Source organism: Comamonas sp. JNW (assembly GCF_003105075.1).
Lineage (GTDB): Bacteria > Pseudomonadota > Gammaproteobacteria > Burkholderiales > Burkholderiaceae_C > Comamonas > Comamonas squillarum.
The window spans coordinates 274,447-297,668 of the sequence record NZ_QETI01000003.1; the positions used below are offsets into that span (position 1 = coordinate 274,447).

At 63.5% G+C, this 23,222-nt stretch carries 19 protein-coding genes; 15 read left to right on the top strand and 4 right to left on the bottom strand.

From position 1 onward, the window contains the following. Complete coding sequence (locus DCO45_RS06875) at nucleotides 1-624, top strand: ANTAR domain-containing protein (RefSeq protein ID WP_243419268.1); 624 nt, start codon at nucleotides 1-3, stop codon at nucleotides 622-624. Between the two features lie 142 nt (nucleotides 625-766). On the opposite strand, the gene DCO45_RS06880 is transcribed toward DCO45_RS06875, so the two are convergent. Continuing rightward, nucleotides 767-1,324, bottom strand: a complete 558-nt coding sequence (locus DCO45_RS06880; RefSeq protein WP_165841135.1) for a GNAT family N-acetyltransferase — start codon at nucleotides 1,322-1,324, stop codon at nucleotides 767-769. A gap of 170 nt (nucleotides 1,325-1,494) precedes the next feature. Between DCO45_RS06880 and DCO45_RS06885 the strand changes: the two genes are divergently transcribed. Next, nucleotides 1,495-2,031: a hypothetical protein gene (locus DCO45_RS06885; RefSeq protein WP_133248081.1), complete on the top strand. Its 537-nt coding sequence runs from the start codon at nucleotides 1,495-1,497 to the stop codon at nucleotides 2,029-2,031. 92 nt (nucleotides 2,032-2,123) lie between these two features. On the opposite strand, the gene DCO45_RS06890 is transcribed toward DCO45_RS06885, so the two are convergent. Further along, nucleotides 2,124-3,116 (bottom strand): LysR family transcriptional regulator, encoded by a 993-nt coding sequence (locus DCO45_RS06890; protein WP_116925115.1) that lies wholly within the window; start codon nucleotides 3,114-3,116, stop codon nucleotides 2,124-2,126. Nucleotides 3,117-3,239: 123 nt separating this feature from the next. On the opposite strand from DCO45_RS06890, the gene DCO45_RS06895 reads away from it, so the two are divergent. The 12 genes from DCO45_RS06895 to DCO45_RS06950 all read left to right on the top strand — a co-directional run bounded on the left by DCO45_RS06895 (nucleotide 3,240) and on the right by DCO45_RS06950 (nucleotide 17,421). Further along, nucleotides 3,240-4,178, top strand: a complete 939-nt coding sequence (locus DCO45_RS06895) for a dihydrodipicolinate synthase family protein (protein ID WP_116925274.1) — start codon at nucleotides 3,240-3,242, stop codon at nucleotides 4,176-4,178. Nucleotides 4,179-4,493: 315 nt separating this feature from the next. Continuing rightward, on the top strand, nucleotides 4,494-5,468 hold the full coding sequence (locus DCO45_RS06900; RefSeq protein ID WP_116925116.1) for a tripartite tricarboxylate transporter substrate binding protein: 975 nt from the start codon (nucleotides 4,494-4,496) through the stop codon (nucleotides 5,466-5,468). Further along, entirely contained in the window at nucleotides 5,458-6,156 is a 699-nt protein-coding gene (locus DCO45_RS06905) for an SDR family oxidoreductase (RefSeq protein WP_116925117.1), read from the top strand. Before DCO45_RS06900 ends, DCO45_RS06905 begins: the two co-directional genes overlap by 11 nt. A 36-nt stretch (nucleotides 6,157-6,192) precedes the next feature. Next, on the top strand, nucleotides 6,193-7,359 hold the full coding sequence (locus DCO45_RS06910) for a mandelate racemase/muconate lactonizing enzyme family protein (RefSeq protein ID WP_116925275.1): 1,167 nt from the start codon (nucleotides 6,193-6,195) through the stop codon (nucleotides 7,357-7,359). Between the two features lie 445 nt (nucleotides 7,360-7,804). Further along, on the top strand, nucleotides 7,805-9,028 hold the full coding sequence (locus tag DCO45_RS06915) for an ABC transporter substrate-binding protein (RefSeq protein ID WP_243419269.1): 1,224 nt from the start codon (nucleotides 7,805-7,807) through the stop codon (nucleotides 9,026-9,028). Then, complete coding sequence (locus DCO45_RS06920; RefSeq protein WP_207788053.1) at nucleotides 9,028-9,858, top strand: SDR family NAD(P)-dependent oxidoreductase; 831 nt, start codon at nucleotides 9,028-9,030, stop codon at nucleotides 9,856-9,858. Before DCO45_RS06915 ends, DCO45_RS06920 begins: the two co-directional genes overlap by 1 nt. Before the next feature lie 52 nt (nucleotides 9,859-9,910). Beyond that, nucleotides 9,911-10,894, top strand: a complete 984-nt coding sequence (locus tag DCO45_RS06925) for a tripartite tricarboxylate transporter substrate-binding protein (protein ID WP_116925120.1) — start codon at nucleotides 9,911-9,913, stop codon at nucleotides 10,892-10,894. A 63-nt stretch (nucleotides 10,895-10,957) separates the two neighbouring features. Then, nucleotides 10,958-12,136 (top strand): acyl-CoA dehydrogenase family protein, encoded by a 1,179-nt coding sequence (locus tag DCO45_RS06930; RefSeq protein WP_116925121.1) that lies wholly within the window; start codon nucleotides 10,958-10,960, stop codon nucleotides 12,134-12,136. A gap of 3 nt (nucleotides 12,137-12,139) precedes the next feature. Then, a complete protein-coding gene (locus DCO45_RS06935; RefSeq protein ID WP_116925122.1) occupies nucleotides 12,140-13,291 on the top strand; it encodes an acyl-CoA dehydrogenase family protein in 1,152 nt (383 codons plus the stop codon). A gap of 11 nt (nucleotides 13,292-13,302) precedes the next feature. Then, a complete protein-coding gene (locus tag DCO45_RS06940) occupies nucleotides 13,303-15,429 on the top strand; it encodes an acetate--CoA ligase family protein (protein WP_116925123.1) in 2,127 nt (708 codons plus the stop codon). After that, nucleotides 15,426-16,001, top strand: coding sequence for a nuclear transport factor 2 family protein (locus DCO45_RS06945; protein ID WP_116925124.1), 576 nt, complete (start codon nucleotides 15,426-15,428; stop codon nucleotides 15,999-16,001). The genes DCO45_RS06940 and DCO45_RS06945 overlap by 4 nt, the downstream gene beginning before the upstream one ends. Nucleotides 16,002-16,227: 226 nt before the next feature. Then, complete coding sequence (locus tag DCO45_RS06950; protein WP_165841136.1) at nucleotides 16,228-17,421, top strand: porin; 1,194 nt, start codon at nucleotides 16,228-16,230, stop codon at nucleotides 17,419-17,421. Between the two features lie 65 nt (nucleotides 17,422-17,486). Here DCO45_RS06950 and DCO45_RS06955 read toward each other — a convergent pair whose 3' ends face one another. Further along, a complete protein-coding gene (locus tag DCO45_RS06955; protein ID WP_243419285.1) occupies nucleotides 17,487-18,134 on the bottom strand; it encodes a TetR/AcrR family transcriptional regulator in 648 nt (215 codons plus the stop codon). 447 nt (nucleotides 18,135-18,581) lie between these two features. Then, nucleotides 18,582-19,355: an enoyl-CoA hydratase/isomerase family protein gene (locus DCO45_RS06960; protein ID WP_021028139.1), complete on the bottom strand. Its 774-nt coding sequence runs from the start codon at nucleotides 19,353-19,355 to the stop codon at nucleotides 18,582-18,584. Between the two features lie 413 nt (nucleotides 19,356-19,768). On the opposite strand from DCO45_RS06960, the gene DCO45_RS06965 reads away from it, so the two are divergent. Beyond that, nucleotides 19,769-23,221: a CHC2 zinc finger domain-containing protein gene (locus tag DCO45_RS06965; protein ID WP_116925127.1), complete on the top strand. Its 3,453-nt coding sequence runs from the start codon at nucleotides 19,769-19,771 to the stop codon at nucleotides 23,219-23,221. Nucleotide 23,222 lies beyond the last annotated feature (1 nt).

Genomic DNA, 23,222 nt, shown 5'->3' on the forward strand with positions numbered 1-23,222 from the left:
GTGAACCCGCAGCAGCCCCGCGCCACCTCGCAGCACCTCAAGGAGCTGCGCCAACTCAAAATCATCCTGATGCACCCCGAGGATGCCGATGGGTTGCTGCTGGCCCAGCAGCTCCAGCGCATTGGCTGCCAGGTGCGCAGCGTCTGGCCACCGGTGCAGCAATTGCCGGACGACCCGGATATCGTCCTGTTGGCGGTACGCCCTGATTTTCTGCACCTGCTCATGGCGTGGGCGAGCGGTGAGCAGGCGCCTGCGCTGGTGGCGGTGGTGAACTATGAAAACCCCACCATTGTGTCTGCCGTGCTGGAGCTCAAGGCGCAGGCCATCCTGCCTTCGCCCATACGCTCCTTTGGCCTGCTCTCCACCTTGGTTGTCGCGCGCCAGATGCACAAGGAGCACCGGCAGATGCAGCAACATGTGCACAAACTGCAAAACAAGCTGCTGGGCCAACGCCGTGTGACCGACGCCAAAGCCATCCTCATTGCCACCCACCAGGTCAGTGAAGACCGCGCCTACGAAATGCTGCGCGAGCAGGCCATGAAAAAGCGCGTATCCGTCGAAGATATCGCCCAGGCCATCATCAGTGCGAGCGAATTGTTGGGGATGAAGGGCAAGCCCGAGTAATTGCACACCAGGGTTGTGGTGGAGTGGAAGACCCTCGGTCTGCTGCAGACATGGCCGTGGGCGCATGGCACCTAGGCGAGGTTGACAGCCCGCAGCAGCCAATCTGCCCATCCCGCCGCCGGCCCATTACGGCACTCGCCGGCTACCGTGTAGAGGCATAGACACAGCCATTCTTCAACTGCCCTGATGGCGTAATGCGCTCGTTTTTCATCACCCCCTCCAATAGCATCCCCGCACTGGCGCAGGTCGCACGGCTGCCAGCATTATCTTCATCGGTGCGCGCAAATACCCGCCGCGCTTTCAATTGCGTGAATGCCAAGTGCAGCACTGCCGTGACCGCCTCTTTCGCAAATCCGTTTCGGTGCACGCCACTGCGCATCCAAAAGCCAATTTCCATGCTGGGAATGTCCCAGCGGATCGTGTGCAGGCCCACGCTGCCAATCAACCGTTGTTCCTGGTCCCACACCAGAAAGGCCAGGCCAGTGCCGTTTTCGCGATCACGCATGCTGGCGAGGCAGAAGTCTTCGGACGCCGATACCGACGGCTCATACAGTGCCCAGGGCAGCGAGGTGGGCCAGGCGCGCAGGCTGGCCAGGCTTTCTACGACCGCTGCATACACAGCCTTGCCATCGCCGGGGCCGGCAAGGCGCAAGCTCAGGCGGGGTGTTTGGATGGGGGTGTCGATGCTGTCAGGGAACATGGGCGCTGTCATTGGCTTGGACAAAGCTCGTTAAAAGGCAGAGGCTGGCAGTGTACGACGAGCACAGAATGCTCGAATGCCTTGTTCAGTAGAGGATGTAGTATCCAGGCGTCTGACGTTAAAACGCCGGTTTCTATCGCGCACATGCGCTAGAAAATTGGAACACTTCTATGGATCAAACCTTTCCTGATCGCTCGATAAAGCCTTTTCGTATGGGTCGCATCCCAGCCTATCCCGTCTCGGGTGATCAGCTGGTGGCCGATGCAGAAAATCGGCTCCAAAACCATGCCGATATTTTTGGCTGTGCGCTATTCCAATCGCGCAACGATATTCTCTCCACGCTGGCTGCTCTGGTCGAGGACGAGGATTACCGCACCAAATTTGGAAAAGTAAACAGCGAGCCCTTTGCCGCGCTGGCCGAACTGCCACCCGAATCCCAAGCCGCCGCCATGAAAATTGCGGAGCTGGCGATGAATCGGCTCATTGAGGCCATGGTGGGCCAACTAGCCGCAGGCGCAAGAGCATTGCCTGGCGATTACTGCGTCAGCTACAAGCTAGAGGCGCAGCTGGAAAAAATCACGGGTGCCACCACCAACGGCGTCAAGCTGAAAAAAATCGATAAATGCACGATCCTGGATGCGAACCAGAGTGTGTTGTCCGTATCCTTCAATCGCTGGCTGCAGCGCTTTGGAAAGAGCACCGTTTGAGTGCTCGGTAGAAGGCATTCGTTCAAGCCTCGTTCCACGTAAAAAGGTCGTCCAGCGCGATATTCGCTGCATGCCTGCAGTTCTATTGCTAGTCAGCCGACCTGCTTCCCATCCGCTCCCCCAGTCTGCTGCCCCTGCACCAGCGCCCACAGCGCCTCCGCCGCAGGCGCCATCTCCGACCGTTGGCGGTACAGGCGGATCTCCACCGGTACGTTCCAGCGGTCGTCGCCAGCGGGCACCAGGCTGCCGCTGCGCAGCTCTTCGGTGATAAGGCTGTGGGGCAGCCAGGCGACGCCTCGGCCTTCCAGGGCCATGGTTTTGAGTAAGGCCGCGTGGTGGGCGGTAAAGACGACGGCGACGCCTTGCGCCATACCGGGCTGGCCAGCGTGCACGGCGTCTGCGCCATCGGCAAACATGCCGCGCATGCGCGATCGCATGATGCGGCCCAGGCCCGAGGCTTCGCTGTAGGCGAGAACGGGCACAGCGCTGTCCTGGCCGATGCGGTGCAGCGGCTGGCCGGGGGCATCGGGGGCGGCGGCGCTGACCGGGCGCAGCAGGTCGTCGGACAGGCGCAGCACGGGGTACTGGCCTTCGTCCAGGCGGCCGGGCACGGCGGCATGGCCGTGGCACAGCACAAACTGCACGCGCCGCTGCAGCATCAGGTCTTCGCAGGCGAGTGAGCTGTCGCTCATCGTTTGGATCGGGCCCATGCGCAGCTGCGCTTCCATGCCCACCAGCCAGCGCGGAAAGAAAGTGAGCGACAGCACATGGGTGGCGGCAAAGCGCAGGCTGGCGGCCGCTGTGTCGTGCGCGGCGCGGGCCTTGATGCGGGCGGCCTCCAGGTTGGCCAGCACGTTTTGCAGCAGCGGCAGAAAGCGCTGGCCGGCGGGGGTGAGCGCGGCGGGGTGGGCGCTGCGGTCAAACAGCTCCACGCCGACCCAGTCTTCCAGCGAGCGGATATGGCGGCTAAAGGCGGGCTGGGCGATGGCGCGGGCCTCGGCTGCGCGCGAGAAGTTGCCGGTATCGGCCAGTGCCATGAAGTCTTCGAGCCACTCCAGATCGAGCGGGCGGTTGCCGGGTCCCATGGGTTTCCTTGGAGCCTGCCTGGCTCGTAGATAGTTGTATGCGTTTCGGGTATTGGACAGCAGAGGCAGCCTGCGAAATGATGAACACCGTTGACCACCCGCACCCCTAACGGAGACAAAAACATGCCTGCCATCGCGAATTATCGTGGAATTATTCCCGCCATCTCTTGCCCTTTCACCCCGGACCACCGTATCGACGAGCCCGCACTGCGCAAGCTTGCCTCCTGGCTGGCCGGCCACGATGGCGTGGTGGCAATCATGACCAACGGCCATACCGGCGAGGTGTTCTCGCTGACCCCGGCCGAGCGCGCTGAGGTGACGCGCATTGTGGCCGACGAGCTCAAGGGCCGCATGCCGGTGATCTCGTCCATCGTCTGCGAAGGCCTGGCCGATGCGGCCGAACATGCCCGCGCTGCGGTGGAAGCCGGTGCCGTGGCGCTGGATGTCATGCCCCCGCACCACTGGCTGCGCTTTGGCTTCACCTCCGGCCATGCGCTGCAGTATTTCGATGCCATCCACAAAGCCGCCCCCCATGCCGACCTGGTCTGCCATGTCTACCCGGCCTGGACGCGTGCCTCCTACTCGTCGCAACTGCTGGCCGACCTGGCCAGGCTGCCGTACCTGCAGGCCTTCAAGGTGGGCCAGCGCGACATGAACAAATATGCCCGCGACATCCAGGCGATCCGCGAGGCCGATGCCTCCAAGGCCATCCTGACCTGCCACGACGAGTACCTGCTCGCCTCGATGGTGCAGGGCGTGGACGGCGCGCTGGTGGGCTTTGCGACGTTTATTCCGCAGCTGATCATCGACCTGTGGAATGCGGTGAAGGCAGGCGACCTGAAGAAGGCGATGGAAGTGCAGGCCATCATCACCCCGCTCAAGGATGCCGTGTATGGCGGTGGCGAACCCACCGGCGAGGCCCATGCCCGCATGAAGGGCGGCATGTATCTGGCCGGCGTGATCGACGACGCCACCGTGCGCCCACCGACCGAAGCGCCCAATGCCAAGGAAGTGGAGGCACTGCGCGCGGCCGTCAAGCAAGCCGGGCTGCTCAAGCGCTAAACAGCCGTTGAAGCGGGGCAGGGGATTATGAGCCCCTGCGCCCTGGGGTCCCGAAGAACGTGTTGACGATCTCCTCGCGCCTCGACAGTGTCCTTGCGGAATGAAGTGATGCGTGCACCTCAAGACGGGATGTCCCCAAAGTCACTGTCCCTACGGGTTGACGTGAAATCAGGCGATTTCTTAGCGTTGGCTCTTGCTTGCACCTCGGTGCAAGCTGCGAACCACCGCTTCGAACTCATCTCGATTGCACGCCAACGCGGCTGCGTAGAGATCGTCAACACGCTCTAGAAAAAAACCGACAGGAGACAAGACACCATGCAACGCCAAGCATTCATCCGTACCGCCTTGCGCAGCGCCATTGGCGCTGCCGCCTTGGCCATGGCCGCCAGCGGCTTTGCGCAGACCTACCCGGCCAAGCCGGTGCGCGTCGTGATTCCCTTTCCGCCGGGCGGCACGCTCGATGCGGTGGGCCGTATGCTGGGCCAGAAGCTCGCCGACCAGCTGGGCCAGCCCTTTGTCATCGAGAACAAGCCCGGTGCCAGCGGCGTGATCGGCGGTGAGACGGTGGCCCGCGCGCCGGCCGATGGCTACACCTTGCTGTTCAGTGCTTCCACGCATGTCACGGCGCCGCTGACGCTCAAGTCCGTGCCCTACAACGTCACGCAGGACTTTGTGCCGATTGCGCTGGTGGCCAAGGCCCCGCTGTCGGTGGCCATCAACAAGAACCTGCCGGTGACCGATATCAAGTCGCTCATCGCCTACGGCAAGGCCCACCCCGGCAAGATGACCTTTGCCGTGGGGTCGCTGGGCTCGGCCGGGCATCTGTCTACCGAACTGCTCAAGCGCGCGGGCGGCCTGGACTACCTGATCGTTCCGTACAAGGGCACGGCGCCGGCGTTCCAGGACCTGATCGGCGGCCAGATCGATGGCTTTATCGACCCGATCCTGGGATCCCTCCAGTACCACAAGGGCGGCATGCTGCGGGTGGTGGCCGTTACCTCGGCCGAGCGCGTGCCTAGCCTTCCGGATGTGCCTACCGTGGCCGAGACCATTCCCGGCTATGCGTTCTACAGCTGGTATGGCCTCTGGGCGCCTGCCAAGACTGCGCCCGCGCTGGTGCAGCGCCTCAACGCCGAGGTGAACAAGGCCCTGGTCGATATGGCGCCCAAGCTCAAGGAACAAGGCCTGCTGCCCACGCCCGGTAGCGCCGAGGACTTTGTGAAATTCCAGCGCAGCGAGATGGACCGTGCGCAAAAGATCGTGAGCGAAGGAGGCATCCGTGCAGACTGAGCTGGGCCATGTCGTCGTAACCGGAGCGAGCATCGGCATCGGCTGCGCTATTGCCGATGCGCTGCTGGCGGCGGGCTGGCGCGTCACGGGGCTCGATGTGGCGCAGGCCACCATCGTGCATGGCGGCTATGCGCATGTGCCGGTTGATCTGACGGACGGCGCCGCCATTGCGCGCACCGCTGCGGCCTTGCCCGCTGTGGATGCGCTGGTGCATGCCGCCGGCGTGCTGCGCGTGGGCGCGCTGGGCCAGCTCGACCATGACGGCGGCGCGCTGATGTGGCGCCTGCATGTGGATGCCGCCACGCGCCTGGCCGATGCCATCGTGCCCGGCATGGCGCAGCGCGGCCAGGGCCGGGTGGTGTTTATCGGCAGCCGGGTGGCGCAGGGCATGGCAGGGCGCGGCCAGTACGCCGCCACCAAGGCGGCCTTGATCGCGCTGGCGCGCAGCTGGGCGGCCGAGGTGGCTGCGCAGGGCGTGACGCTGAATGTGGTCTCGCCCGCAGCCACAGCGACTGGCATGTTGAACGACCCGGCCCGCGCCGGCAGTGCGCCGCGCCTGCCACCCATGGGCCGCTTGATCGAGCCGGCCGAGATCGCCGCCCTGGTGGGCTTTCTTCTGTCTCCGGCGGCTGCCGCCATTACCGGGCAGGACATCGCCATCTGTGGTGGCTCGTCACTGGCCCGCTGATATTTCATCCCCTCATTTTCACAACCGATGACCACCATGAAGATCGTCAACATCCTCGAATCCACCCGTCCCATCAAGTCGGACATCCGCAACGCCTACATCGACTTCTCCAAGATGACCTTGAGCCTGGTGGCCGTGGTTACCGATGTCATCCGCGATGGCAAGCCCGTCATTGGCTATGGCTTCAACTCCAACGGCCGCTACGGCCAGGGCGCGCTGATGCGCGACCGCTTTATCCCGCGCGTGCTGGAGGCCGAGCCCGGCAGCCTGCTGGACGAGACCGGCGAGAACCTGGACCCGCACAAGGTCTGGGCCCGCATGATGATCAATGAAAAACCCGGCGGCCATGGCGAGCGCTCGGTGGCGGTGGGCACCATCGACATGGCTGTCTGGGATGCCACGGCCAAGATCGCCGGCAAACCCTTGTTCCAGCTGCTGGCCGAACGCTATGGCAACGGCACAGCCAACCCGCGCGTGTTTGTCTATGCCGCCGGCGGCTACTACTACCCCGGCAAGGGCCTGGAGGCACTTCAGCGCGAAATGGAAAGCTACCTGGCGCGCGGCTACTCGGTGGTCAAGATGAAGATTGGCGGCGCTACCCTGGCCGAGGACTGCGAGCGCATTGAATCGGTGCTGAAAATCCTGGGCCCGGGCCAGCAATTGGCGGTGGATGCCAATGGCCGCTTTGACCTGCAGACCGCCATCGACTACGGCAAGGCGCTGTCGCAGTACCCGCTGTTCTGGTACGAAGAGGCCGGTGATCCGCTGGACTTCGAACTGCAGGCCAAGCTGGGCGAAGTCTACAAAGGCCCCATGGCCACGGGCGAGAACCTGTTCTCGATGCAGGATGCCCGCAACCTGATCCGCCACGGCGGCATGCACCAGGACCGCGACTGGCTGCAGTTTGACTGCGCGCTGAGCTATGGCTTGGTGGAATACCTGCGCACCTTGGACATGCTCAAGGAATACGCCTGGTCGCCCAGCCGCTGCATTCCCCACGGCGGCCACCAGATGTCGCTGGCCATCGCCGCAGGCCTGGGCCTGGGCGGCAACGAGAGCTACCCGGACCTGTTCCAGCCCTATGGCGGCTTCCCTGATGGCGTGAAGGTGGACAACGGCTATGTCACCCTGCCAGCGCTGCCGGGCATCGGCTTTGAAGGCAAGTCCGACCTGATTGCGGAGATGCGGGCCCTGGCTTCCTGACCCGGTCTGGCCACAAGCGCTTGGGAATAGGGCGCTTGCAGCTGTTGTTGTGAGAATCGGCAAGTGGTCGCGCCAGGCGACGCTTGTCACGGCCTCCCCCAGCGGCGCCTTATAGGCGCCTTTGCGCCTCTGCTTGTCCAAAGCCGAGGCGTTTTCTTTTGGGCCATGCTTGCTTTGGCGTGCGCAACTACCGCTGAGAGCAGGGCAACTCCGGCATTGTCTCAGGCCTTTCACGTCAGCCAGCACAGCCGGTGCATCGGTCTCCGAAGCCACATCCACCCAGGCAAAACACACGTCTCCCAGCGACCAAGGGTTAGCACTGAAAGCCTTTCAAGCTTTTGTTTGTACTATTTACCTGTCGGCAGGTATGTAGTCCAACGCCAAGATCTGGACGGCCGGCCAAAGACACGGTTCATCGCAAAAAAGAGCTGATCAAGGAGACAACGTGAAATCTGTACGCCCGCATGCATTGCTTTTGTCGTTATTGGCGGCCATGGCCGCACCGTCCGCTTCCTGGGCCCAGGTCAGTGATGACGTGGTCCGCATCGGTGTGATGGGGGACCAGACGGGCCCTTACTCGGGCAACGGCGGTCCCGGCCATGCGCTGGCCGTCAAGATGGCGGTCGAGGACTTTGGTGGCAAGGTGCTGGGCAAGCCCATCGAGGTGGTGGTGGCCGACGACCAGAACAAGCCCGACATCGGCCTGAGCATCACCCGCCGCTGGCTGGATGTGGAGAAGTTCGACACGATCGTCGGCAACTCTGCCTCGTCGATTGCGCTGACGGTGGCCCAGCTGATGAAGGAGCGCAGCAAGCCCTACCTGATCGCAGGCACCACGACGGCCGACCTGACCAACAAGGCCTGCTCGCCGATGAATTTCAACTTTGTCGCCGACTCCTACGCGATGCCCAAGGCAGGGGTGAAGGCGCTGCTGAAGCAGGGCGTCAAGAGCTTCTACTTCATCGCGGTGGACTATGCCTTTGGCCAGGCCTACCTGGATGAGGCCACGCGCTTTATCAAAGAGGGCGGCGCCAAGGTGACCGGGGTCACGCGCCATCCGCTGGGCACGGCCGATTTCTCGTCCTACCTGCTGCAGGCGCAGGCCAGCGGTGCCGAGGCGATTGTCATCATCAACGCCGGGCTGGACCTGTCCAACGCGCTCAAGCAAGCGGCCGAGTACCGCATTGCGCGGGGCGGCCAGAAGGTGGCGGTGTTTGGCATGACGATCAACAGCGTCACCGCCATGGGCCTGGATGTGGCCCAAGGCCTGCAGCTGGCGCTGCCCTTCTACTGGGACCAGAACGACGAGACCCGGGCCTGGTCAAAGCGCTTCATGGCGCGCTACAACAACGGCGCGCCCACCTATCTGATGGCCGGCGCCTACAGCGCCACCATGCACTACCTGCAGGCGGTGCAGGCCGCTGGCACCGACGAGGGCAAGGCCGTGGCGGCCAAGATCCGCGAGCTGCCGGTCAACGACTTCTTCTCCAAGCAGGTCAAGGTGCGGGCCGATGGCCAGGTGCTGCGCCCGCTCTATGCGGTGCAGGTCAAGACGCCGGCGGAGTCCAAGGCCAAGTTCGACTACTACAAGATCATCGGCACCATCGCGCCTGAAGAGGCCTGGCGTCCCGCCTCCGAAAGCGCCTGCGACCTGCTCAAGGGGCAGTGATGGGCCGCACTCTCGTCACCGGTGCCGCACGCGGCATTGGCCGCGCCATTGCGCTGCGGCTGGCCCAAGACGCCCATGACCAAGGTGCTAGGGCGCAGCTGACCCTGCTGGACCAGCATGCGGCCGAGCTGGATGCCGTGGCCGCCGAGCTGCAAGCCCTGGGCGCCCAGGTCCAGGTGCTGGCGGGTGATCTGTCGGGGCTGGACTTTGCCGCCCAGGCAGTGGCCGCTGCCGTGCAGCACTGGGGCGGGCTCGATGGCCTGGTCAGCAATGCCGGCGCGGCATTTCCTGGGGCCTTGAGCGACTACCCAGTCGCCGACTGGGACCGGACCTTTGCGCTCAGTGCGCGGGCGCCGTTGCTGCTGGCCCAGGCGGCGCTGGCGCCGCTGCGCGCCAGTGGCGGCAGCATCGTGGTCATCACCTCGGTATCGGCCAGCCATGCCACACCACCACTGGGCGCCTACAGCGCCAGCAAGGCAGCGGCGCTGATGCTGGTGCGCCAGCTGGCGACCGAGTGGGGGCCGCTGGGTGTACGCATCAATGCGCTCTCGCCCGGCTTGATCGCCACGCCCGGTACCGCGCTGGCCTATGCCGATCCGGCAGCCAAGGCCCAGCGCGAGCAGCGCGTGCCGCTGCGCCGCATCGGTGAGCCGGGCGATATTGCCGGTGCCGTCAGCTTCTTGCTGAGCGATGCGGCTGCGTACGTCAACGGCGCCGAGCTGGTGGTCGATGGCGGGCTGGCCCACACCATGATGGCTTCGCTGCCGCAAAAAGCCTGGCAGGACCAGGCGGCGCTAAGCCGCTTGCCCCAGGCCGTTGCCGCGCGTTAGGCGCCTGCTGGCCAGCTAGTAGCAACAACGTATTTTGTGATGGAGACCTGCCGTGTCTATCTCTCAAAAATTCAAGCGGGCCGCCACCTGGGGCGTGCTCATCGGTGCCTGGGCCGGGGCCGTGGTACAGGCGGCGGAGTTCCCTGACAAGCAGGTCACCATCGTCGTGCCCTATGCGGCCGGCGGCTTTACCGACCAGGTGGCCCGCGCCATTGCGCCGGTGCTGGCCGAGAAATGGGGCAAGCCGGTGGTGATCGACAACCGGCCCGGCGGTGGCACCACCATTGGCACGGCCCTGGTTGCCCGGGCCCCGGCCGATGGCCATACCCTGCTGCTGAGCAGCCTGGGTTACTTGACCAACCCGCTGATGATGCCCCGCCTGCCCTATGACCCGCAGGATCTCAAGCCGTTGATGATGGTCTCCGAGTCGCCCAGCGTGCTCTATGTGGGCAAGCAGGTGCCCGCCAACAACCTAGCCGAGTTCGCCAGCTATATGCGCGCCAACGATGGCAAGGTGGCCTTTGCCTCATCCGGCGTGGGCTCCAGCCCGCATATCTGTGCCGAGATGCTGGCCTCGGCCGTCGGCGCGCACATCATCCACGCGCCCTACCGGGGCAATGCCCCGGCCTTGAATGCCTTGATGGCCGGCGAGGTAGCGGCCTTGCTGGATGCGCCCAGCTCGGTCAGCTATGTGCAGGCCGGGCGCATGAAGGTGCTGGGTGTGGCCAGCGACAAAGCCGTGCGCAGCGCGCTGCCGCTGACGCCGTTCTCCCAGTCGTCCGCGCCCGAGCTCAAGCCCTACAGCTGCAGCAGCTTCTTTGGCTTCTTCATGCCTGCCAAGGTGCCCGCAGCTTTGCAGCAGCGCATCTACCGCGATCTGCGCGCCGTGGTGGAAGTGCCCGCCGTGGCCGAGGGCGTGACCCGCCCCGGCGGCGAGCTGCACCTGCTCGGCCCCGAAGACTTCACCGCCTACCTGGATGCCCAGCGCCCGCGCTGGGCCGCCGTGATCCGAGAAAAACACATTACCCAGGAATGAGGGCAGGGGGCACCCAGCCCTTGCCCGCCCCTTGTCGTTTGATTTGACCTTGAACCCGGAAACATGACAGCAACCACCGATCCCTATGCCGACTTTCGACAATCCCTGCGCGACTTTGCGCAGCAGCATTGCCCGCCCGCGCTGAAAGCCAAGGTCCGCGCCAACGAGAAGCTGGGCCGCGCCGAGATGAGCGAGTGGGCCAAGATCCTGCAGCGCAAGGGCTGGAGCGCCCCCAACTGGCCGATCGAGTGGGGCGGCACCGGCTGGGACATGCAGCAGCGCTATTTGTTTGAAGAAGTGATGGCGCAGGAAGACTGCCCGCCGCTCTACCACCATGGCATCGGCCACATCGGCCCGGTGATCATGCACTTTGGCACGCCCGCGCAAAAGGAGCGCTACCTGCCGCGCATTGTGGACGGCAGCGAATGGTGGTGCCAGGGCTATTCCGAGCCCGGCGCCGGCTCCGACCTGGCCTCGCTGCGCACGGCAGCGGTGCGCGATGGCGATGACTATGTCATCAACGGCCAGAAGATCTGGACCTCCCATGCGCAGGAGGCCGACATGATGTACACCCTCGTGCGTACCTCCAAGGAGGGCAAGAAGCAGGCCGGCATCTCCTTGCTGCTGGTGCCGATGGACGCGCCCGGCATCGAGGTGCGCCCCATCCCGACGATTGACCACTGGCACCATGTCAACGAGGTGTTCTTGCGCGATGTGCGCGTGCCTGTTGCCAACCTGATTGGCGAGGAGGGCGGCGGCTGGGCCTGCGCCAAGTTCCTGCTCGACCGCGAGCGCCTGTCGCCCGCCACTGTGCCGCGCCTGGTGCGCCTGCTGGAGCAGATCGAGCAGCCGCTGCGCGAGCGCGGCCGTACGCAACAAGGCGCCAGCCAGCACATGCTGCTGGAGCGCTTGTTCCTGGCCCAAGCCGCTGTGGCCGGCGCCAAGGAGATGCTGATCAGCGCCATCGACGAAGAGATGCAGGGCACGCTGGCCTCGTCCAAATCCTCGGCACTCAAGCTGTTCTGCTCCGACCTGGCCCAGCAGATCATCGGCATCGCCTTTGACATGAGCCCCGACTACGCGGCGCGCCTGATTCCGAGCCTGCCCGAGGACAGCCCCGCCGATGTGGAGCTCAAGCGCGAGCTGATCCACACCTACCTCTTCTACCGCTCACGCACCTTGGCCGGCGGTACCAGCGAAGTACAAAAAAACGTGATTGCACGCGATATCTTTGGAGCCTGACCCATGCCTTTTCAAGCCTCTCCCATGTTTCCGGGCGACCTGTACGACACGACGCTGCGGGTGGCAGAAGACGCTACCGCGGTTAATGCCACGCTGACTGAGGCCCAGGCCTGCGACCAGGCCAGCGACAGCTGGCAGCAGTTTCTGGAGCTCGGCTGGCAAGCCGTGCTGGTGCCCGAGGCCAGTGGCGGCGCGGGCTCGACCTTTGCCGATGTGGCCTCCATCGCAGAGGCCGCTGGCCGCTATGGCCTGACCACGCCGCTGGTCGCACGCTGCGCCGTGGTGCCCGCGGTGCTGGGCGCCATCCCCGGCCGCGACGATGTGGCCCAGATGCTGGGGCTGCTGGCCGCCGGCGAAGTCTCCATCGCCCCCGTGTTTGCGCATGACGGCAGCTGCAGCCTGACGGCGATGGTGGATGCCGAAGGCGTGCAACTGCAGGGCAGCCTGCGCGGCATTGACCTGAGCGAGCCGGCCAGCCATCTGCTCTTCCTGGCCCGCAGCGCTGCTGGCGAAGCCTTGCTGCTGCTGGCCAGCCGCGATCAGCTGGGCGGCAGCCTGCAAAGCTGGGCTGGCCACGATGGCCGGTTGACCGCCGACCTGAGCCTGAAGGCCACGCGCCTGCCCGCCAGCGCCGTGCTGCAACGGGGCCGGGCGGCCGTCGCCTCTGCCGAGCGCGCCAATACCGTGGGCGCGCTGGTCTGCTGCGCGCAGATCGTTGGCGCCATTGGCGCGATGGTCGAGCAGACCATCGAGTACCTGAACACGCGCCAGCAGTTTGGCGTGCAGCTTGCCACCTTCCAGGCACTGCGCCACCGCACGGTGGACATGTATGTGGCCTATGAGAGCGTGCGCGGCATGGTGCGCGAGCGTGTCGTGGCCTTTGACCAGGGCGACAGCGATGCGCATGCCGTGGCACTGCTCAAGCACTACCTGTCGATCGCGGCCCGCCAGGTGGGCGAGTCGGCGATCCAGCTGCACGGCGGCATTGGCATGTCGCGCGAGCTGCCTGCCGCCCGCCTGGCCATGCATGCGATTGGCTGCAGCCTGCAGTGGGGCGACCGCTACGAGCAGCTCGATAGCCTCGCAGCCGACATGGCTGCCGAGATCGCGGCTGAAGTCGCCGCTGAATCCGCACCCGCCGCCGCCCGCGCCTGAGAGGACCCGCCATGAGCCACGCATCTTCGTCCCTCGACGCCTTGTTCCACCCCCACTCGGTGGCCTTGGTCGGCGCCTCGTCCGATCCTGAGCGCATTGGCGGCCGGCCGCTGCGCTTCATGCTCGAAGCCGGCTTTGCCGCGCCCATCTACCCGGTCAACCGCAGCGGCGCGCTGATCCAGGGCCTGCAGTCCTACCAAAAGGTGTCGGATATCCCGTTCCCGGTCGACCAGGCCATCATCTGCGTGCCGGTGGCCGGGGTGGAAGAGGCCGTGCGCGATGCCATTGCCAAGGGCGTTAAGGCCATCCAGGTGATGACGGCCGGCTTTGCCGAGATTGATGCAGCCGGCCGCGCGCTGCAGGACCGCATTGTCGGCCTGTGCCGCGCTGCAGGTGTGCGCATGCTGGGCCCCAACTCGCTGGGCATGCTGAATGTGCCGGCGCGCTTTTTCTCGACCTTCTCCACCTTTCTCAATGGCGCCCAGCCCCAGCCCGGCTCCATCTCGCTGGCCACGCAAAGCGGCGCCTTTGGCTCGGCCGCCTATGGCCTGGCCACCTTGCGCGGCCTGGGCTTCAGCAAGATCATCGCCACCGGCAATGAGGCCGATGTCGATGTGGCCGAGAGCATCGACTACCTGGCCGATGACCCGGGCACCCGCATCATCTGCGCGGCCGTTGAATCCTGCCGCGACGGCAACCGCCTGCGCCGCGCCTTGCTCAAGGCAGCCCGCGCCGGCAAGCCGGTGCTGATCATGAAGGTAGGGCGCACCGAGCTGGGTGCCGCTGCCGCCTCCACCCACACCGGCTCGCTGGCCGGCAACGACAAGGTCTACGACACGGTGTTCCGCGAATGCGGCGCCCTGCGGCCCGAGTCCATTGAGGAGATGCTCGACATTGCCTACCTCTACACCGTCAGCGGCGTGCTGCCGGCCAATGACGAGCTGGGCGTGTTCACCGGCTCGGGCGGCATCGGCGTGCTGATGGCCGACGAGGCAGGCGCACAGGGCATGGAGCTGCCGCCCTTACCCGCCCCTGCACGCGAGGCCACCCTGGCGCTGCTGCCTTTTGCGGTGGCCGCCAACCCGCTGGACATGACGGCCCAGGTCACCTCGGTGGCCAGTGGCACCGCGCGCACCCTGGGGGTGATGCTGGAGTACACGCGCTATGGCGCAGTGTTGGGCTACCTGGCCCATGTGGGCCTGTCGCCCGAGCGCTTTGTCAGCACCCAGCAAGAGATTGCGGAACTGGCCGCGCAGCACCGCGAGCGCCTGACCATCCTGGTGATGCTGGCCTTGCCCCAGGTGCGCAGCGCGCTGGAAAAGCAGGGCGTGGCCGTGTTTGAGGACCCGACCCGCGCCGTGCGCGCCGTTGCCGGCCTGGCCAAGATCCGCCAGCGCTGGCAGGCGCTGTACCAGCTGCCCGGCAGCGCGCAGCCCGCCGCAACAGTCTTGGCGCTGGACGACGTGCATACCGAAAGCGGCGCCAAGCGCGCGCTGGCGGCCGCCGGCCTGCCGGTGCCGCCCGAGCACCTGTGCAGCAGTGCCGCGCAAGCTGCTGCTGCCGCAGCGCAGGTGGGTTTCCCGGTGGTGGCCAAGATCGTCTCGCCCGATATCGCGCACAAGACCGAGGTCGGCGGCGTCATGCTCAACCTGCAGGATGCTGCTGCCGTCGAACGCGCCTTTGCGACCTTGATGGACCGCGCCCGCACAGCGCGGCTCGATGCCCGGCTGGACGGCGTGCTGATCGCCCCGATGCTGAGCGGTGGTGTGGAGGTGATCCTGGGCCTGCACCGCGACCCGACCTTTGGCCAGATGGTGATGTATGGCAGCGGCGGCACGGCGGTGGAGCTGTTCCAGGATGTGGCGCTGGCCTCGGCACCACTCACGGCAGCACGCGCCCAGGCCCTGGTCGATGCCGTGCGCTCCAGCCAGCTGCTGCGCCGCTGGCGCGGCGGCCCGCAGTATGACGAGGCCGCGCTGGTGCAGGCGCTGTGCCGGCTGTCGGAGTTTGCGATGCAGCATGCTGACAGCATCCAGAGCGTGGACATCAACCCGCTGATGGTGCGCACCCAGGGCGCCATGTGCCTGGATGCGGTGATCGAGCTGCGCGCGCAGACGCAGCAGGGGGCCCAGCCATGAGCAGCGAAGCAAGGCTGGCGCAGCTGGAGGCGCGGCTCCAGGCGCTCTGCGACCGCGAGGCGATCCGCGAAGCACTCTATTTGTATTGCCGGGGCATTGACCGGGGCGACGAAGCGGCGCTGCGTGCCGCCTACTGGCCCGATGCCACCGACCGCCATGGCGCCTACCAGGGCAGTGCGGAAGGCTTTATCCAGGCGGCGCTGCCCCAGCTGGCCAAGGGGCGCTATATCCACAACATCGCCAACCTGTCCATCCACCTGAACGGCGATGCCGCTGCGGTGGAGGCGTATTTTCTGGCCTACCAGACGGACAGCGATGCCGCTGGCGCGCCGCGCGCCACCTTCTTGTGCGGCCGCTATGTGGATCTGTTCACCTGCCGCGCCACGGCCACCGCCGAGCGCGAATGGCGGGTGGCCAAGCGCGTGGTGGTTTACGACTGGCAGGACATCTGGGCCGCGCCCACGCAGGACGAAGCCACGCGCTTTGGCCGGCGCCTGCCCCTAGGCGCCAGGGCGCCTGACGACCCCTGGTACGCGTTGATGCGCGAGGTGGCCATGCCCGCTAGCCCATAGCTGCGCCGCTCACCGCGCTCCATCTGGCGGATCGCGTCCGCCCCTTCTGCCCCTGCGTTTGACTGCAGGGACTCTCTTTCTCACTGCGCTGCCTAGCACTGCATAGCACGGCTTAGGGCGGTGGGGATCTGCTCGGTCTTAAAAAAACAGCAAAGCGTTTTCACCGTGGTCGTGCATGGGGCCAGGCCCGACCACGTCTTTCCAAAAGTACACCAGGAGACAAACCATGAAAGCCAACAAGCCCAGACTTCATCCGCTGCTCGCAGCACTCATCGCGACTACGGCGGCCGGGGGAGTGGCGGCGCAAACCGCGCAGACCCAGGAGCTCAAGCAGATCACCTCGCCAGCCGGGGGGCTGGCCTCGGGCGGCAGCAGCTCGGTACAGGTCTATGGCCTGATCGACAGCAGCGTGGCCAGCGTATCGATGCAGGGCCAGCGCGCCACCAAGCTGGAGAGCGGCCACATGATGGGCTCGCGCCTGGGCTTCAAGGGCAGCGAGGACCTGGGCGGCGGCCTGCGGGCCAACTTCCAGCTGGAGATGGGCATCAACACCTCCAACGGCGCGCAGCAGCAAAACCAGGGCTTTGGCGCCAAGGCCTTTGGCCGGGGCTCGCTGATCAGCCTGACCGGCAACTTTGGCGAGCTGCGCATGGGCCGTACCTTGGCATCACTGCCGACCGAGGTGCAGGCCGTCGGTGACCCCTTTGGCCTGGGCGGCGGCGGCAACCTGCAGGGTATCCAGCCCTCGCCCGGCCGGCAGAACAACAACATCCTCTACCAAAGCCCGTCGATCGGCGGCTTTATCGGCAAGGCGGCCTACACCATCAGCGAGTACACGCGCCAGAGCATCGACATCGAGCACCGTGCCCACCAGTACACGCTGGCGCTGTTCTACAAGAACGACGCCTGGAGCGCAGCCGTATCGGCCACGCGCATGACCAACCCCACGGATGGCTCGGCGACGCGCTATTTCAACTCGGCGCTGGCCTATGACTTCAAGGCCTTCAAGCTGTTTGGCTCGTTTGCGACCTTCAAGAACCCCGGCGCCGCCATCACGCCCACGGTGAACACCGGCCTGGACAACAGCGGCCAACTGGCCGGCTTCCCCTCCGTGGGCTATTACGAGGGCCAGGACGACCGCAGCTTCTCGATCGGCGCCTCCGTCAAGCTGGGCCCAGGCACCTTGCTGCTCAACGCCATCGACCTGAACGACACCGGCCCGCTGAACCACGATGCGCGCCAGTACGGTGTCGCCTACCTGTACCCCATGTCCAAGCGCACCACCTTGTACACGGACTATGGCTATGTGAAGAACAAGAACGGCGCCGGCTACACCTTGACCGGTGCGGTGACCGCTGCGGGCTTTACCAACAACGGCAACAGCAATGCCTACCGGGTGGGCATCATCCACAGCTTCTGACGGCTGACCAAAGCAACAAGGCCCAGGCGTTTGCAGCGCCTGGGCCTTGTTGATGGGTACTAGCTTCAGCGAGCGGGATTGCTGGCCAGCAGCCCTTGGAAAATCATGTCAATGTACTGCTGCACCACCTGGCGGGCGCTCAGCCGCCCGGTGGGCGAATGCCAGCGGGGCAGCTGGTTGAGCACGGCCAGCAGCATGCGGCTGGCAATGGTGGGGTCCACCTTCTGGAATACCTCGCTGTCCACGGCTTGCTTGATTGCATCGCGCAGCAGTTTTTCGTACTGGTCGCGCAGGGCCAGGTTCTCGGTGCGGGGCTTGGCATTGTCGCCAAACCAGAACATGTTGGAGCCGGCGATCCAGGAGTCGCGGTTGCGGTCCATATAGTCGGCCGAGGACAGCATGAACTCGCGCACCTTGCCCTCGGGGCTGGCCACCTTGCCCATGGCTGTAGACACGTAGTTGACAAGGGTGCGCATGCCATCGACGAGGATGCTTTCGTAGAGCGCATCCTTGTTGGGGAAGTGGTAGTAGAGCGCCGCCTTGGTGATCTGGGCTTCTTCGGCAATGTCGCGCAGCGAGGTACCGTCAAAGCCCTTGCTGGCAAACAGCCGGACCGCTATCTCTATCAGTTGCTCTTTCCGGTCTTCCACACGCATGCGCGTGCTGCTGCCTTCTTCGGGGGCGTCGGAGGGTTTCGTCGTGTTTTTTTGCATAGTCACCAAAATTTGTTTGCCCTGATATCGGCCGGGAGACGGTCGATCCGCACCCGGCGGCTTGTGGCTTCTGGGCGGTGGCACCATCATAGTTCAACGAAAATCATCCATCCATCGGGCCCAGCCCGACGCTATTTGGCGGCCGTTGAGGATCCTCTGCAAAACCCTCGCCAAGCGGGATGGACGCGGATCGCCCGAGTCCGCGTTCAGACCACGGCAGGGAGTTTTGCAGAGGATCCTTAAGGCTGCACTGACCGGGTTTATAGCCCTGGGGCAGCGGCAGCCATCGATGATTCTCGGCACGTGGGATTGAGAGCCGCTAACAGGCCCCGGCAAACTGAAGGTTTGCGATGAAGGCTCGCCGCCCCCGACAAGGCAGGGCGCGGCCTGCTAGCCAAAAGCGTATCAAGGCCTGTGTAAACGGTTCTTAGCGGTACCCGGCTGGTCTCAGCGGCCCTTGTAGACCGGCTCGCGCTTTTCCAAAAACGCCTGCTGCGCCTCGCGTGTGTCTTCCGTCTTGGACAGCGCGACGGTGTTGCCTTGCTCATAGCGGTAGGCATCACGCGTGGGCATCAGCAAGGTCATGCGCGCAGCTTCCTTGGCCAGGCGCAAGGCGATGGGGCTCTTGGAGGCAATCTCGCGCGCCATCTCCATCGCATAAGGCATCAGCTGGTCGGCGGGCAGGCAGGCCTCGATCAGGCCCAGGCGGTACATCTCTTGCGCCGACACCTTCATACCGGTAAAGAACATGCGGCGCGCACGCGACTGGCTGAAGTAGCGCTGCAAGAAGGTCACGCCCCCCGCCAGGCCCACATTGATTTCAGGCATCGAGAAATAAGCGTCTTCCGAAGCCACCCAGATGTCCGAAGCCATCACCAGCCCAAAGCCGGCCCCCAGCGCCGGCCCGTTGATCGCCGCAATGATGGGCTTGGAGCATTCCATGATCGCGTTGTTCGACTCGCGCACCAGGCGGTTGTGGCGGCCATAGGCGCCGGGCTCACCGGCCAGGTTAGGGCGCTCGCGAATGTCGGCACCGGCCGAGAACACCTTGCCCGTGCCCGTGAGCACGATGCAGGCCACATCGTCGCGGTCAGACAGCTCGTCAAACAGTTCCATGATCTCGTTGCGGAACTCCTTGTTCTGCGCGTTGACGGGCGGGCGGTTGAGGGTGACAACGGCAATCTTGTCCTTGATATCGACGATGAGCGTGTTGTAGGCCATGCAGGGTCTCCTGGTTGAATACTAGTAATTTACCGGTCGGCAAGTAAATATTAGCGAATAACGGCGGAGGGCTCAAGCGGGTTGGTACGGGGGAGGGGTGGGGGTGTCGCTCAGGTGATTGGGGTGTTAGGCGAGAGGAGAAGGGGCAGAGGGCCTGGGTTGTGAGTTGTCGATGCTAGATAGATATGAATCTTCGCGCAAAGCGTGAACTTGCTGCATATGCATTGAAGGCGCATTCACACGGCCACGTCCAGTCCTCGAGGTGGTGGCTGCTAGCGATAGCTTCTGGGTGGAAGCTGTTAATCTAAAAAATGATGGCTGCGAGGAAGATTGGACAGGCAAAGTTTCTGAGACGATCCAGTTTCATACGCCTGATATGCTTGGCACAATGTATCTAAAAGTACGGAGGGTATGTGGATCGATACGATATTGGTGAGTTGCTAACCAAAGTTCCACTCGAGGATGTAGTTGCACGACTCGGGATCGAGACAGAGCGACGCGGTGGGACAACTCGGGCGCTCTGCCCCTTTCATCAAGATACCCGGCCGTCATTGAATCTCTATCCAGCAGAAGGTAATTCTCCAGCGCATTACCACTGCTTTGCCTGCGGAGCCCATGGAAGCGCCATTGACTTGGTTAAGCAAGTTGAAGGACTGGAGTTTCTGCCTGCCGTTCAATGGCTTGCTCGGCAGTTCAATATCAGGCCCATACGTATCCAAAATTCGCGGAGGGGCCAAAACAGCACCGCTGCAAGCGAAACGACTCAACAGTTTGCACAGCGCATTTTTAACGCTCGGCACGATGCAGATCAGTTCCAGCGCTGGTGCGACGAGCGCAGTTTTGATCCCGCGTTTTTGCATGAGCAGGGCTTACGCTGCATCACTCGTAGCGTGCTGGTCGAGAGTTTGCAAACAGTGCCTGCTGGTGAGCGTGCTGTGCTGATTGACGAGCTTCTAAGTCTGGGTCTGATCAAGCGCTTGCGATCTTATTCTGCGACTACACAAGGCAAGCTAGACCTCGTCGATCAGTTCCAGGACTGCTTTTATGACGGCCGCATCGTTATTCCGATCCGCAGCGGTGTGGCCAGTCGGACGGAGGTGGTCGGATTTGCTGGCCGTGCCTTACAGAGCGTTCCACCAGAGGGCGTACCCAAATACTTACTCACACCGGGCTTCGAGAAGTCTGAGTACCTTTTCAACGAGCCTGAGGCATTCAAGGCTGTTACTCATGCATTAAAGAACAATCAGCCAGCAAAACTCTATCTGGTAGAGGGATTCCTCGATGCACTACGGCTGCAGTCCTTGGGACAACCTTCTGTGGCGCTGATGGGAATTAGTCTCGGTAAGGGACAGTTTGAGCGATTAACGAATTTTTCCCAAAAGGTAGCAGGAACAGCCCCCCTCGAGTACAGCATCTTTTTCGATAACGACGCCGCCGGTTTCCACGGCGCAGATCGATTGGCACGCGGATTGTTAGGTCTTATTGGTGTTGAAATACGGTGGGTGGGCATGCCCTGGCGTACGGAACCCGCGCTGTGCAAGGATCCTGACTCTTGCCTGCGTGAGTTCAGTGAGTTGAGTGCTCCAGATGAGGCCGATGCTTGGCTGAAGCGATTCGATCTGCCCGCCGAGGCAGTTCTGCTTGCATCTGCTTTAGGGAGCCAAGATGCTTCGCAGCTTTACATGCCACGCTGGGGTCAGCTAGCGCCCATCACACGTGAGCGAGCCTTGTTCCGGACAGCCTTAGCCGTTAGCAAGTTGCATGGCCGCCGCTCACCAGAAGGTATTGCAGCACGCCTTCAAGAAAGCTCTTGGGTCTGGGCGAAAGAATTGGGCTCCATGATGGGTGACCCTAGCGGTGGTACGCGCCCCAGCAGCCGCGGCATGTTTCTCGATGAACGTAATCCCCGCGCTGCCTTGGCGCGCGCCTTGGCGTACCACGGCTCGCGCCGAGGTGAGCTGCCTTGTGATGAAGATGCATGGCAAACGTTAAGTGGCAACGAGCGCTTGTTTGATCAGACAGCCTTCGCGCGGCTGCAGGCTACTGTCGCCCAAGCGAAGCCATGGCGCCAAGCCGCACCATTCGACGCCGTTCATCTTCCTCGCAAGCTCACAGCTGATCCGAAGGTTTTGGCAGACCCACGTCTCAAGGTCATGCCGCATCCGGCGGATCTTCATGTACAGCAGATACTGCTCAACGAACTGCTCACCCAGCGGCATGACCGACTGAGCGCCAGCGGCAATGCCTTTTCATCAAGTATTCCCGCAGTACGTTGGTACGCATCAAGGCAAGCGGTAGAGGTAACCGGACCGTTTCACTTACTCAACGAACCTGACATTGAGCGGGGTGAGCCCGAGACCTTGAGCTTCGGCTATCAGGTTGATATGGACGTCTTGGAAGGCGACAAAACTCCGTCCGATCAAGGTATGTTCCGACCGTTTGGCCAATGCTGGCGGGCGTTCATGGCGTGCCTTTCCGACCAGTGCCATGCTATTGGTCCGCGTGTGCATGTTCTGCGCCTTGATGCCAAGCGCTACTACGACTCGATTCAACGCTATCTGGTTCGTGACGCTTTGCTGGCACCATTGAAAAATGCACTGACAACGCATGGTGTGCCCAGCGGGTTTCGAGGCATGCTCGGCTTAAACGACGCAGATGCACCGGATTGGGACGCTGCGCTGGAAAGGTTAGTGAGCGGATTGGTATTCGAGTATGAGTACCGAGATCCTGGTGCGGGAGGTACGAATCGACACAGTGATGCGGTCATGGGCATTGCACAAGGGCCCGTGTTGTCAGCTTACCTTGGGACGATTGCGTTGTTTCCCGTGGACGAGGTCGCCCGGAGGTTCATGCGCGAAACAGCAGAAAAAGAACCTGACGGGCGCTGGCGACAGCGTGCTGGCTATGCACGCTATGTTGACGACATCGTGCTGTTTGCCGACAGTCAGGAGTTGCTAAAGAAGCTGCGTGAAGTTCTACAGGCCAAGTCCTCAGAACTTTCCATTTACTTGATCCACAAAGGTGACCGGGTTCGGGCAGGCTCTCCGGATCAAGTAATGCGCCAGCTTAACGAAGGGCGTGGTCTCGCGGTATCTGTGCCAGCTTGGGAGACACCAATCGTTGGTGACGGTGACTCGGATTGGAGCTTTGGCGACGACATCTCCCAAGTGGACCGGCAATGCGCTTTGCAGTTGCTGAGGCACCCAGGCCTCATTGGAGACCCCCTGCTCATTGTCACGCAGGTGAAGGCGGCGATCTCAGCCCCCGACCTTCGTCCAAATGACCTAGGCTTGTGTGCCCGCTTGTTATGGTGGCAAGTTGCCGCAACGGAACTTTGGTCGAATGGGAAAGCAGCGTGGCAATGCTTTGAAGGACTGTGGAAGGAAGTATGCGCGGGCCAGCCTTGGGTCGAAGCCTTCGAGCAGCGCGGCTACAACTGGCTCTACGCCGTGGAAGGTTTAGACAGGTTGATGGATCCCAATCCGTGGCAAGCCAACGGGCTGCAGCTAAAGGAGCGAGATGAACACCGCTCCAGGCGTATACATCTGGCTGGCCTCGTATGTCAGCCAACATTTTTCGTCGATGTGAGACCCGCTGAGAATTTAGAACATGTGCAGAGGCGCGCTCGCTTAGTAGCACGTAAAGCTCGGAGGCTCTCCCACGCCGAGCTACTTGTGCCTCCCGATATGCACGCGGAAGAGCACCTTACCGCCATTGAGTGGCTGTGTCATGCAAGCCATGCCATCGCAGCGGCCTCTACTAACAATCCCATTGCGGCGTTAATAAATCGTCAATTGACTCGAATCCCTGGTGATAACTTGGCGTATGGGGTGATTGAGCAGTTAAAACGCGCACAGACCCGGTAGG

Coding starts and splice junctions, on each gene's coding strand:
- DCO45_RS06880 (WP_165841135.1), bottom strand. CDS start 1,324: ATGTTCCCTGACAGCATCGACACCCCCATCCAAACACCCCGCCTGAGC.
- DCO45_RS06885 (WP_133248081.1), top strand. CDS start 1,495: ATGGATCAAACCTTTCCTGATCGCTCGATAAAGCCTTTTCGTATGGGT.
- DCO45_RS06890 (WP_116925115.1), bottom strand. CDS start 3,116: ATGGGACCCGGCAACCGCCCGCTCGATCTGGAGTGGCTCGAAGACTTC.
- DCO45_RS06895 (WP_116925274.1), top strand. CDS start 3,240: ATGCCTGCCATCGCGAATTATCGTGGAATTATTCCCGCCATCTCTTGC.
- DCO45_RS06900 (WP_116925116.1), top strand. CDS start 4,494: ATGCAACGCCAAGCATTCATCCGTACCGCCTTGCGCAGCGCCATTGGC.
- DCO45_RS06910 (WP_116925275.1), top strand. CDS start 6,193: ATGAAGATCGTCAACATCCTCGAATCCACCCGTCCCATCAAGTCGGAC.
- DCO45_RS06920 (WP_207788053.1), top strand. CDS start 9,028: ATGGGCCGCACTCTCGTCACCGGTGCCGCACGCGGCATTGGCCGCGCC.
- DCO45_RS06930 (WP_116925121.1), top strand. CDS start 10,958: ATGACAGCAACCACCGATCCCTATGCCGACTTTCGACAATCCCTGCGC.
- DCO45_RS06935 (WP_116925122.1), top strand. CDS start 12,140: ATGCCTTTTCAAGCCTCTCCCATGTTTCCGGGCGACCTGTACGACACG.
- DCO45_RS06940 (WP_116925123.1), top strand. CDS start 13,303: ATGAGCCACGCATCTTCGTCCCTCGACGCCTTGTTCCACCCCCACTCG.
- DCO45_RS06945 (WP_116925124.1), top strand. CDS start 15,426: ATGAGCAGCGAAGCAAGGCTGGCGCAGCTGGAGGCGCGGCTCCAGGCG.
- DCO45_RS06950 (WP_165841136.1), top strand. CDS start 16,228: ATGAAAGCCAACAAGCCCAGACTTCATCCGCTGCTCGCAGCACTCATC.
- DCO45_RS06955 (WP_243419285.1), bottom strand. CDS start 18,134: ATGCAAAAAAACACGACGAAACCCTCCGACGCCCCCGAAGAAGGCAGC.
- DCO45_RS06960 (WP_021028139.1), bottom strand. CDS start 19,355: ATGGCCTACAACACGCTCATCGTCGATATCAAGGACAAGATTGCCGTT.